Origin of the sequence: Desulfofundulus australicus DSM 11792 (assembly GCF_900129285.1) — a bacterium.
GTDB lineage: Bacteria > Bacillota > Desulfotomaculia > Desulfotomaculales > Desulfovirgulaceae > Desulfofundulus > Desulfofundulus australicus.
The window spans coordinates 4,512-15,951 of record NZ_FQUW01000034.1 but is presented as its reverse complement, the minus strand read 5'-3'; the positions used below and the strand labels follow the sequence as shown (position 1 = coordinate 15,951).

General features: G+C 45.4%; 11 protein-coding genes. 1 reads left to right on the top strand and 10 read right to left on the bottom strand.

Going from position 1 to position 11,440, the window contains the following annotated elements; translation table 11 throughout:
* Window positions 1-41: 41 nt before the first annotated feature.
* Complete coding sequence (locus BUB44_RS11940) at window positions 42-2,855, bottom strand: helicase C-terminal domain-containing protein (RefSeq protein ID WP_073166652.1); 2,814 nt, start codon at window positions 2,853-2,855, stop codon at window positions 42-44.
* An 89-nt stretch (window positions 2,856-2,944) separates the two neighbouring features.
* On the opposite strand from BUB44_RS11940, the gene BUB44_RS11935 reads away from it, so the two are divergent.
* Entirely contained in the window at window positions 2,945-3,199 is a 255-nt protein-coding gene (locus tag BUB44_RS11935; protein WP_073166650.1) for a hypothetical protein, read from the top strand.
* An 89-nt stretch (window positions 3,200-3,288) separates the two neighbouring features.
* Here BUB44_RS11935 and BUB44_RS11930 read toward each other — a convergent pair whose 3' ends face one another.
* The 9 genes from BUB44_RS11930 to BUB44_RS11890 all read right to left on the bottom strand — a co-directional run bounded on the left by BUB44_RS11930 (window position 3,289) and on the right by BUB44_RS11890 (window position 11,174).
* The gene (locus BUB44_RS11930) at window positions 3,289-3,570 is read right to left on the bottom strand and encodes a hypothetical protein (RefSeq protein WP_073166648.1); all 282 of its coding nucleotides are present in this window, start codon (window positions 3,568-3,570) and stop codon (window positions 3,289-3,291) included.
* Complete coding sequence (locus tag BUB44_RS11925) at window positions 3,560-4,243, bottom strand: metal-dependent hydrolase (protein WP_073166645.1); 684 nt, start codon at window positions 4,241-4,243, stop codon at window positions 3,560-3,562. Before BUB44_RS11925 ends, BUB44_RS11930 begins: the two co-directional genes overlap by 11 nt.
* Before the next feature lie 99 nt (window positions 4,244-4,342).
* Window positions 4,343-5,296, bottom strand: coding sequence for a methylmalonyl Co-A mutase-associated GTPase MeaB (gene meaB, locus BUB44_RS11920; RefSeq protein WP_083543231.1), 954 nt, complete (start codon window positions 5,294-5,296; stop codon window positions 4,343-4,345).
* 341 nt (window positions 5,297-5,637) lie between these two features.
* Window positions 5,638-6,552 (bottom strand): thioredoxin-disulfide reductase, encoded by a 915-nt coding sequence (gene trxB / locus BUB44_RS11915; RefSeq protein WP_423219795.1) that lies wholly within the window; start codon window positions 6,550-6,552, stop codon window positions 5,638-5,640.
* A gap of 1 nt (window position 6,553) precedes the next feature.
* Window positions 6,554-7,276: an ABC transporter ATP-binding protein gene (locus tag BUB44_RS11910; protein WP_073166639.1), complete on the bottom strand. Its 723-nt coding sequence runs from the start codon at window positions 7,274-7,276 to the stop codon at window positions 6,554-6,556.
* A complete protein-coding gene (locus BUB44_RS11905) occupies window positions 7,273-8,046 on the bottom strand; it encodes an ABC transporter ATP-binding protein (protein ID WP_073166637.1) in 774 nt (257 codons plus the stop codon). The genes BUB44_RS11910 and BUB44_RS11905 overlap by 4 nt, the downstream gene beginning before the upstream one ends.
* Window positions 8,027-9,034: a branched-chain amino acid ABC transporter permease gene (locus tag BUB44_RS11900; RefSeq protein ID WP_073166635.1), complete on the bottom strand. Its 1,008-nt coding sequence runs from the start codon at window positions 9,032-9,034 to the stop codon at window positions 8,027-8,029. Before BUB44_RS11900 ends, BUB44_RS11905 begins: the two co-directional genes overlap by 20 nt.
* A gap of 21 nt (window positions 9,035-9,055) precedes the next feature.
* Window positions 9,056-9,940, bottom strand: coding sequence for a branched-chain amino acid ABC transporter permease (locus BUB44_RS11895; protein ID WP_073166632.1), 885 nt, complete (start codon window positions 9,938-9,940; stop codon window positions 9,056-9,058).
* Between the two features lie 76 nt (window positions 9,941-10,016).
* A complete protein-coding gene (locus BUB44_RS11890) occupies window positions 10,017-11,174 on the bottom strand; it encodes an ABC transporter substrate-binding protein (protein WP_083543230.1) in 1,158 nt (385 codons plus the stop codon).
* Window positions 11,175-11,440 lie beyond the last annotated feature (266 nt).

The following is an 11,440-nucleotide window of genomic DNA, read 5'->3' as shown; positions in this document are numbered from 1 at the left end:
TATAGTATGAGCTTACAGCTGAAATGTGACAGTTTTGGTAACTAAATTTCTTTATTTGACTTAATATGGCATGCCGCATCAGGGTTAAGCCAGCGTGCAATCTGTTTCTTAAGCAAGGAAAGGTCTCCCTCTATATAATTTTTTACCGGAAGTGAATTCAAAAAATGGCGTCCGTACTTTTTGTTGAGCAGTCGTTCATCCAGTATTATCACCACACCCCGATCGCTGGTTGTCCGGATCAGCCGGCCAAAGCCTTGTTTAAAACGAATAATGGCCTGGGGGAGGCTGAAATGGAGAAAGCCGTCTTTACCCTGGGAAGCCAGATCTTCAAGCCGTGCTTCTACTACCGGTACCCTGGGAGCCCAAAAAGGGAGTTTAACCATAACCACGCAGTTTAAGGCTGGTCCGGGAAGATCTACCCCTTCCCAGAAACTGAATGCCCCCATTAAGATGGCTTTTTCTGTATTATGAAATTCCTTTAAAATATGCCATTGATTCCCGTCAAGGTTATGACCCAGTAAACGGATACTCCTTTCCAGGCATTCGGGCTTTAAGCGGCGGTAAGTTTCCCGGAGTGCCTGGTGGGAAGTAAAAAGGACCAGCATCCGGCCTCCCGTAGTATCAGCAAGGTTTAAAAGGGTACTGGCCAGAGTGGAAAAATAGATATCCCCCTTCCCTTTTCCGGGGGTGGGGAGCCCTTTTACAATACATAAAAGGGCCTGGGAATCATACTGGAAAGGTGAATCCACCCGCAAGGCTAATATACGTTCAGGGGGAATCAGGTCCAGCCCTGTGCGCTCTATGTAATGAGTAAACGAATTTTCTACCGTTAAGGTTGCAGAGGTTAAGACTATTGACTTTTTAGTTTGGTATAGATAATCATAAAGTATCTTATTTACCTGTATCGGCGCGGCGCGCAGAAAACAGTGGTTGTTTTCTTCTTTATCTATTTCGACCCAGAAGACGCTATTTGCCATAGTACCCTTAAGGATGAATTCCAGAACTGCTAATATTCTGGTACCCTCTGCAATTAAGCATGTAAATTCCCAGGTAAGGTTATTATTTTCTTCATCCTTTACCACGAAAGATTCTATGTGTTCCGAGATTTTTTTTAGGCCAGTAAGCAAGTCTTTAAGGGCAAAAAGAAGATTTTCTCGTTCGGGCTGCAATATGCTAGTAATGTCGCCCTCCGAGCCAGGCTGCAGGCGGACAATGTATTTATTCCCTATATCCTGGTCTCCCGCGAGAGATTTTTGGATTACCATCATTTGCAAAAGATTAAAAAACAAATCTACAGCCTGTCTAGCCCTGGAGTATGCACCCAGGCATTTTTGATGATAAGAATTCAGGCTGGTATTCTCTCGTAGTGACAGCTCTTTTATTCTTACCAGTATCCGGTTGACTTTATTTAACCATCTGAAAAGTGCAGAGCGTGAAATTGTTTCCCCCAGTTGTTCAGTAGCCGCGTCCTCAAGATGATGTGCCTCGTCCACAATCAGAACAGCATGTTCTGGAAGTAAGCGGTTTTCAGCCCGGACGTCCGAAAGGAGGAGCGAATGGTTGACTATAATCAGATTAGCCTTTTCAGCCTTAAAACGAATCCGGGAAACATAGCATGACCGGGCAAACCAGCGGCAACGGGAGCCCTGACAGGTTTCACTGTCAGAACAGAGTTCCTGCCAGAGTTCCTGTTCAAAACCAGTGAGGTTAATTTCGCTTTTGTCTCCGGTAACGGTTTGCTGTGTCCAGACCAGTATGCGAGCATAAAATGCCGCTTCTCCAGCTGTCCAGTTGCCGGCCTGCAGGATGGTTAACCATCGTTGTAAACAAAGATAATTTTGCCTGCCTTTAACCAGTGCCACGCGGCAAGGCCATCCGAGAGCTGTTTTTATTAAGGGAATGTCTCTTTGCCATAACTGTTCCTGCAGGTTTATAGTTCTTGTAGCTATGAGAACACGTTGCTTGTGCGAAATAGACCAGTATAGTGCCGGCAGAAGATAGGCCATAGATTTTCCCGTTCCTGTGCCTGCTTCCATGAGTAAAATTTTTTCTTCTTCCAGGGCACGGGTTACAGCCTCTACCATATGCAACTGCTGCGGGCGGTACTCGTAATTAACCATGTGAACAGCCAGGGAGCCTCCCGGTTTAAGTAAATCAAAAAGTTCTTGTGGTGACTGGGGAAAATCTGGCGAGCAGGTCAGATCCTGCTCAATTTCTTCTATAGGGGGTTTAAATAAGACGGTACGCTTTATTTTTTGAGAACAGGACTCTAAGGCTACACTGCTTATTTCATCTGCCCAGGGTGAGCCGGCTTGCTGCAAGAATGCGGTTAGGTATAGTAAAACTTGTCCATCCATTTTTCTGGTCTTGTCGAGCAACCGGCGATAAAGCTGAACAGCGGCAAGTGCATCATCCATTGCCCGGTGAACACGTTTGACTTCTATTCCCAAAAACCGGCACAGTTCAGCCAGTTGATAACTGGGGGCGTCGGGTAGAAGGATACGGGCCAGTTCGCGGGTATCGTAAGCCCGGGTAACAACCGGAATTCCAGTTACTGTTTGCAGGAAATTCCGGTCAAAGGAAACATTATGGCCCATCAATGGGTTTTTGCCCAGAAAATTTGTTATCAGAGGCAAAACTTCGTCCAGTGATGGGGATGCGGCCAGGAGTTTTTCGCTTAGACCGGTTAAACGAAGAATAGCTTCCGGTACTTTTTGTTTCGGACGAATAAGGGTGTGGAATTGATCAGTAATTTCTCCTTCTACCAGCCTGAGGAGGGCTATTTCAATGATTTCGTCTTGCAGAGGGTTTAAACCAGTGGTTTCTAAATCGCAGACTATTGCCTGATGCGGCACAGGTTCATCATCCTTTTCCACATTATATGTGGGGCAAAAAGAAATACATATACATATTATAATACCAGTCATCAAGGAGGGTGGAGCAAATGGAAAAAATGCCTGTGGAAATGGATATGTTGCCGGAATCCATGCGTGAATTAATTAAAAATATTGATCCAGCTATGCTTGAACAATTAAAGGCCAGCCTTAACCCGGAAACATTAGTGAATTTATTGGTTGGTGCCATGGATTTAATGCATCAAACCATTGGTAAGCAGGGTAATCAGGACCTGAGTCAATTATTAGCGAATATAATGCAGGTGATGAATCAGTATAATAACAAAAATTTGGGGGATGGATAACCACCCAATTGTCCCTGTAAACAGAAAGGCTACCCCCATGAGGTAACCCGGAGTTTTTACAAACTCTCTCCATGTGGTAACCTTTCTGTTCAATTACTACCTTTTTGATCTTTGCATTCACATCTGTGCTCAGTAAGGACGGGTCTGAGCATTAAAGCGGCCTTTTCACCCAGATTGCCAGGCCCGGGAAAAAGAAAGTGTAAAGCAATAGCCAGACCATAAATTTGTCCGTGCAGGAAAGCGGCATAATTGGCCAGTTCCGGGTCGTTTGGAAGAGATTGCAACTGGTTGAGGGTCTGGCTAAATATTGTTAATAGCTTTTCTCCTTGTTTACGCATCCGGGTTGTGTCGGGGTTGGGGTTAAAATTCATAGGTTTCTCCCGGGGCAAGAATAATTACCTGTGCCGGAGTTTGTGCTTCTACTGCCCGCTTAAATTCCTGAGGATCCTGTTCCACCAGTGGCCAGGTATTGTAGTGCATTGGAATAACAAGATTGGGTTTAATCAAGCGTACTGCTTCCAGGGCATCTTCGGGGCCCATGGTAAAATTATCACCGATGGGCAGCAGAGCCAGGTCAATGGGATGGAGGCGCCCCACCATGGCCATGTCTCCGAACAATCCTGTATCTCCGGCGTGATAAATGGTTTTCCCATCCAGCGTAAAAACAAAACCGCAAGGAGTGCCCAGATATTCAGTTGTTTCGTTTTTAACCAGTCCGCTACCATGCCAGGCAGGCGTCAGTTTAACTTTTACCGGCCCAAATTGGTAGCTTCCGCCAATATGCATGCCATGGACCTTTGCACCGTGGCGACTGCAGTAGCTGGCCAGTTCAAAAACTGAAACTATAGTTGCTCCCGATCTCTTTGCGATTTCAATGGCATCTCCAAGGTGATCATCATGGCCATGGGTGACCAGGATAATGTCCGGATGCAGATCTTCAGCTTTAACATTAGCTACAGGGTTACCAGTAATAAAGGGATCAATTAATATCCTGGCCTCTCCTTCAAGAAAAAAAGCTGCATGACCTATAAAGGTAACCTTCATCTTTTAAATACCCGCTCCTTTCTTTTCAAACTTTATTGTTTGGTAGATATTTTAGCGCATCTTATTTTCCTTCACCAGCATTTGTTTTAAAAAATAGCGTTATTTATTATATTTTTTCAATAGATAGCTGGTAATTTCGCGTGCACCCTGATAGGGATCTTTTTCTCGCCGGGCAACAGCATCCAGAATGGGCCGAATATGTTCAAGTTCCCTGGTAATAATGCGTTGCCAGATATGTTGTGCCAGTTCTAGAGTTTCATTGCGTGCCCGGCTCCAACGCTTTTCTCCCAGCGCTTTTTCCTGAAGTAGATGATTCCGGTGATTTTCAATAGCTTCAAGGAGTTCTGCTATTCCCTGTCCGCTCAGGGTTGAAGTCTTTATGACCGGAGGGCGCCATTTTTGCTGGTATCCCTGCATATCAAGCATCATTTCCACTTCGGCGGTGATTTTATCTGCCCCCGGCAGATCTGATTTATTAATGACAAAGACATCAGCTATTTCCATTATACCGGCTTTAATGGTTTGAATTGCATCTCCTGCACCCGGAGTTAGTACCACCACAACAGTGTCTGCCAAATGCATAATGTCCAGTTCGGCCTGCCCAACGCCTACCGTTTCCACAATAACCCGGGAAAAACCAAAAGCATCCATGGCCTTAACAACATCTGCAGTGGTATGAGCCAGTCCGCCCAGGCTTCCCCGTGTACCCATACTTCGTATGAATACCCCCCGGTCGGTGGCATGATTTTGCATTCTTATGCGATCACCCAGCAATGCTCCTCCAGTGAAGGGACTGGTAGGATCTACAGCCACAATACCTACAGTTTCTCCTTTCTGGCGTAATAAAGAGGTAAGACAATCTACCAGGGAACTTTTCCCTGCACCGGGGGAACCGGTTATGCCAATAATATATGCTTTCCCCGTAAAAGGATAAATCTGCTCCATAATCTGTTCAACCACTGGTTCTTCATTTTCCAGGTAACTGATTACACGTGCCAGTGCCCTGGGGTCACCGCCACGGAACCTTTCCATAAGGGATTCCAGATCCTTCAATTCATACCCCTCCCTATTATCTCAAATAATCCCCGCAAAATTACAATTTAAATATAAAAAATTATTGCAACTTTAAGGCTAAATGACAAAGCTGTTGACCAGATGGTTTTTTAAAACTGCCGAACGGTTATTGCTAAAAGAAAAAAATTGGGCCCACCAGAGGTTAAGGGGGTCGCCTGATTATAGGAGCTATTATTTTCCGCTTGGGAATCAAATCTAACCATTAGGCAGGGAATACTTTTCTCCATCCGGAGAGGAGATTAAAATAAGGGCAAAGGCTGACAACAACCTAATCTCCTCTCCCTTTCTCCGCTGTATCAGTCCGATACAGCTTTTTTTTATTACCGGTTTCGTTCAAGATATTTTTCTGCACTGACTGCCGCTATGGCACCGTCGGCTACAGCGGTAACTACCTGGCGCAGGGATTTTTGCCGGACATCACCTGCGGCAAAAATCCCCGGGCAGCTGGTTTGCATATTTGTATCAGTAATGATATAACCCTGCTCATCAAGTTTAACAAGTTCTTTTACGAGGGAGGAATTGGGGATATAACCAATATAAATAAATACTCCATCAACAGCCAGCTCTTTCATCTGACCTGTGCGCACGTCTTTAATGCGTACACCGTTTACGGTTTCCTTGCCTGTAATCTCTTCTACAATACTGTGCCATATAAATTCCAGCCGCGGGTTTTGCCGCGCCCGTTCCTGCACAATTTTGGTGGCCCTTAATTCTCCACGCCGGTGGATAATAAATACCTTTTGGGCGAACCTGGTTAAGAACATGGCCTCCTCTACCGCAGCATCTCCACCGCCTACTACCGCAACATGTTTACCTTTAAAGAAAGCTCCGTCACAGGTGGCACAGTATGAGACGCCCCGGCCATGAAATGTTTCTTCACCTTTTACGTTTAACCTTTGGGGTTGGGCTCCGGTGGCTATAATCACTGTACGGGTTAGCAGTTCAGTATCTTCAGTTTTAATTATAAAAGACAGATTTTCTTTTTGCAGGGTCTCAACATTGGAATTTAAAATTTCCAGACCAAAACGCCTTGCTTGAGCTTCCATGCGGCTCATTAATTCCGGGCCTCCGATTCCCTCGCTAAAACCCGGATAATTTTCAATTAATTCTGTTGTAGCTGCCAGCCCGCCTGTCATTCCCCGTTCTATTAGCAGGGTTTTAAGTTTGGCTCGTGCAGCATAAATTCCAGCTGTCAGGCCTGCAGGTCCCCCCCCGATTATAACTACGTCGTACATTTTAATCCTCCTTTTCTATTTCACCTAAATATGCGCTGCGAATTTGCGGGTTGGATTGCACCTCATTAGAAGTACCACTTAAAACTATACGACCAGTTTCCAGTACATATGCCCGGTGAGCTATCTGCAGGGCCATATATGCATTTTGTTCCACCAGCAGTATTGTGGTTCCCTGCTGGTTGATATTCTTTATAATTTCGAATATCTCTTCGACCAGCAGCGGGGACAGCCCCATGGATGGCTCGTCGAGAATTAATAAAGTGGGTTTGCTCATTAATCCCCGGCCCATGGCAAGCATTTGTTGTTCCCCACCGGAAAGGGTACCAGCAAGCTGCCTGGCTCGTTCTTTCAAACGGGGAAAGCGGGTAAAAACTTCTTCCAGGGTTTCCTGGATCTCGGACCGGTTCCGGCGGGTATAGGCTCCCATAAGCAGGTTTTCCATAACGGTGAGATTGGGGAAAATTTGCCGGCCTTCAGGAACGTGGGAGATACCCATTTTCACTATTTGATGTGCTGGAATACGGTTAATTTTTTGACCCTGGAAGTATATTTCTCCCTGCCTGGGAGTTAGAAGTCCGGAAATAGTTCGCAGGGTGGTGGATTTTCCAGCTCCATTGGCTCCTATAAGGGTAACTATTTCTCCTTTGGATACATGAAAGGAGATTCCCTGCAATGCCCGGATGGAACCATAATAAACTTCTAGATCTTTCACTTGCAGGATCAAGCTACAGTCGCCCCCTTACCCAGGTAGGCTTCAAGTACAACAGGGTTATTTCGAATTTCAAGAGGGGTGCCTTTTGCAATAATCTGTCCAAAATCCATAACTACAAGCCTTTCACATAGGTTCATAACCATGCCCATTTGATGTTCAATTAGTAATATAGTCAATTTATATTTTTCTTTAATAAAACGGATCAGTTGAACCATATGTCTTACTTCTGCCGGGTTCATTCCCGCTGCTGGTTCGTCCAGTAGTAACAGCCTGGGCTGTGTGGCCAGTGCGCGGGCAATTTCCAAACGCCGCTGATCACCGTAAGCCAGGTTGGCTGCTTTTTCGTTTGCCCGTTTGTCCAGGTTTAAAGCCTCAAGCAGTTCCATTGCTTTTTGGGTAACCCTTAATTCTTCAGCAGTAAACCGCGGTGTTCTCAAAAGAGCATCAAAGAAATTATATTTTATACGGGGATGAAATACGGCCCGTACATTGTCCAGAACCGTATTACCTTTGAAGAGACGGATATTCTGGAAAGTTCTGGCTATTCCCCGCTGGGAAATTTTGAAAGGAGGTAAGCCGCTAATTTCTTCTCCCAGAAAGCGTATAGTACCGGAAGTAGGTTTGTAAAGACCTGTAATCAGATTGAAAACTGTCGTTTTACCTGCGCCATTGGGACCAATAAGTCCAACAATTTCCCCTTCTTCCAGGGTCAGGGAAAAATTGTTTACTGCTTTAAGGCCGCCAAAGGCTTTAGATAAATTTTCAATTTCCAGAACCGGCATAGGTGCGCTCCTTTCCGGTTGCCATTTTTAATTGCTCGGGGACCAGTAGCCGAAATTCTTTACCACTGAAAAGCCCCTGTGGTCTTACAATAATCGAGACGACTAAAATCAGGGCATAAATAACTCCCCGCCAGTCGATAAAATCCTGTCCCAGGACTACACGTAAAACTTCCAGTAAAAAGACCCAGCCTATTGCCGTTATAATGGTACCCGTCATACTCCCCAGGCCACCCAGCACTACAATCAAGAGGAAGTCAAAGGATTTCAGGAAGTCAAAAGAGGCCGGATGCAGGAAAGGATAACGGTGGGCATAAATACCTCCCGCCAGGCCTGCTAAAGCACAGCCCAGGACAAAGGCTAAAATCTTGTACCGGGTGGTATCAATGCCCATTACATCGGCAGCAATTTCATCTTCCCTAATGGAGATACATGCACGGCCATAAGTAGAGAAAATAAAATTGCGTACTAGCAGAATTATAATCAACGCCAGGATAAAGATCAAATCAAATTGTGCCAGCTGGGGTGTTCCGCTCATACCTGTTGCTCCGCCAAGAACAGGAAACAACTTGTTACCGTTTTCCATGCCCACCCTGACAATTATACCAAATCCCAGGGTAGCAATGCCCAAATAGTCGGAACGCAATCTCAGAATAGGCAGGCCTATGATAAATGCTACCAGACCTGCTACCAGGGCTCCAATCAGTAGGGAAAGGAAGAAAAATAACATGTTACCATTTCCATAAACCTTATCCAGTGCTCCGGCCGTATAGGCACCTATACCATAAAAAGCAGCATGTCCCAGTGAAAATTGCCCGGTAAACCCATAGATAATGGAAAGGCCTAAAGCACCAATAACAATAATCAGTGCCTGGTCCAGTACCAGCTGCCAGTAGGGGGTTAAAATTCCGTTAAACTGCATTATCTTAACCAGGGCATAGAAGATCGCCGACCCTAAAAAGAAGAAAAGAGTATTGCGTGATAATTTCATAGTATTCCTCCACCTGCTATGTTATACTTTTTCTGTTTCTGTGCGGCCCAGCAGTCCTGTAGGCCGGAACAAAAGAACCAGGATCAAGATAGCAAAGGCGATGGCATCACGCATTTGTGAGGATATATAGGCGGAAGTTAAAGTTTCTACCTGTCCCATAATGAGCGCCCCCAGTACCGCCCCCGGAATGATTCCTATTCCACCCAGTACAGCAGCAGTGAAGGCTTTCAGCCCGGGCATGATGCCCATGAAGGGGTGGATTTGCGGATAAGCGATGGCGTACAGAACGCCTCCCAGGGCGGCAAAGGCTGACCCGATGGCAAAAGTGATGGAAATGGTGGTATCAACGTTTACTCCCATTAACCGGGCAGCGTTATGGTCCACAGCCACTGTACGCATGGCCATACCGGTTTTTGTACGGTATATCAGTATTTGGAGAAGAATAAGCATTATTAGCACAACTACAAACACTATAACTTGAATATTGGTTACAGTAAGGCCAGCAATTTTCCATTGTATTTCAGGAAATGGCCGGGGTACTACCCGGTAGTTGGGTCCAAAAACAAATTTGAGGCTGCTGAAGTATTCTAAAAAAAGGGATACACCGATGGCGCTGATTAAAGCTGCAATTTTCGGTGCGTAGCGCAAGGGACGATAAGCTATACGTTCGATAATTACTCCGAGCAGAGCACAGGATGCCATGGCTAAAAGTATGGCCAGGGGTAGGGGTAATCCCCAGACGGCAAAGCCAAAATAACCGAGAAAAGCTCCCACCATGAATACATCCCCGTGGGCAAAGTTAATTAGCTGTACTACGCCGTAAACCATGGTGTAACCAAGAGCAATTAGAGCGTACATCAGACCCAATTGAAAGCCGTTTAAGACCTGCTCCAGGAAATGTTCCACTCCTTAAAACCCTCCTGCAGTTATCCAATCTGAATGCGGGGAGGGGTTACCCGCCCTCCCCGCTCTCTTAATTTATTTAATTGGGTTTAATAGATGTTACGTATTTCTGCTTGCCGCCTTCAATTTTGAGAATGGTTACCGGCTTGATGGGGTTACCGTTTTCGTCAAAGGAAACTTTCTCACCGCTTACAATGGAAAAATCCTTGGTGTTCTGCAAAGCTTCTTTAATTTTGGCCGGGTCGTCGCTATTTGCAGTTTCAATTGCATTCAGCAGCAGCCTGGTAGCGTCGTAGGTTAGAGTGGCAAAAGCATCCGGTTCCTGACCGTATTTTTCTTTATATTGTTTGACCCAGTTTTGCACTTCAGGCCTGGGATCCTGTGCAGAATAGTGATTGGTAAAATAGCCGCCCTCCATTGTTTTGTAATCCAGATCGGTGGAGTCCCAACCGTCTCCGCCGATGAAAACAGCTTTAATACCTTTATCCCTGGCCTGCTTGCCTATTAAGCTGACTTTCTGGTAATAATCCGGCAAATAAAGAATATCTGGATTTTTCTCGGCAATGTTGGTCAATACGGCAGAAAAATCAGTATCATTTTTGGCATAGGCTTCCATGGCTAGTATTTTGCCCCCACCGGCAGTGAAGGCTTCTTTAAAATTATTGGCCAGTCCAATGGTATAGTCGTTGCCCTGGTCATAAAGGATGGCCGCTGTTTTAAGCTTGAGTTCTTCCAGAGCAAACTTGGCTGCAACAGTACCCTGAGTAGGGTCGATGAAACAGGCCCGGAAGACATATTCTTTTCGTTTGCCATCGTCAACAGTAACCTTGGGACTGGTGGCGGTACCGGTAATCAAAACTACTTTATTATCATTGGCAAATTTGGAAATAGGGATGGTGGTTAAGGAAGTGAGGGAACCAACTATGGCTTTGACGCCATCCTGGGTAATTAATTTAGTAGCTACATTAACAGCTTCTGTGGCATCGTTGCGATCGTCCGCTTTTACAGGTTCGATTTTGAAATCCCCCGCTTTATAACCTGCCTGTTCCAGGGCCAGGTCGAACCCCTTTTGAGCTGATTCTCCAAAGGTTTTCACATCACCGGTCAGGGGAGCGATAAATCCTATTTTAATAACTTTTTCCCCTGATGAAGTATTACCCTGATTGCCGCAACCCGTCATTATCAGGGTTACACTGAGCAGGGCAACTATAAGGGCGATCCATACTTTCCTGTGCAAAACGTGATACCTCCTTTTTTATTAATCTGGCATGTTGAAAGAAAATTTTCTTTTTTCCCTTGATCGAACACACCTCCTTCTTTTAAGGATGAGCTAGGAAACATTAAATTAATTTAAACAGTACCTTAATTCCACAAAATCTTTAAAATTCCTCCATTCATTTTAATTACAGAAAATCGAGTAGGAGGGGGCGGCTAGCCCCCGTCCTCTCACACCACCGGACATGCGGGTCCGCATCCGGCGGTTCACCAAGCTTGACGAAGATA

Bases quoted from the DNA above. Each gene is read 5' to 3' on its own strand.
- BUB44_RS11935 (WP_073166650.1), top strand. From the start codon at position 2,945: ATGGAAAAAATGCCTGTGGAAATGGATATGTTGCCGGAATCCATGCGT.
- BUB44_RS11930 (WP_073166648.1), bottom strand. From the start codon at position 3,570: ATGAATTTTAACCCCAACCCCGACACAACCCGGATGCGTAAACAAGGA.
- BUB44_RS11925 (WP_073166645.1), bottom strand. From the start codon at position 4,243: ATGAAGGTTACCTTTATAGGTCATGCAGCTTTTTTTCTTGAAGGAGAG.
- trxB (WP_423219795.1), bottom strand. From the start codon at position 6,552: ATGTACGACGTAGTTATAATCGGGGGGGGACCTGCAGGCCTGACAGCT.
- BUB44_RS11905 (WP_073166637.1), bottom strand. From the start codon at position 8,046: ATGCCGGTTCTGGAAATTGAAAATTTATCTAAAGCCTTTGGCGGCCTT.
- BUB44_RS11900 (WP_073166635.1), bottom strand. From the start codon at position 9,034: ATGAAATTATCACGCAATACTCTTTTCTTCTTTTTAGGGTCGGCGATC.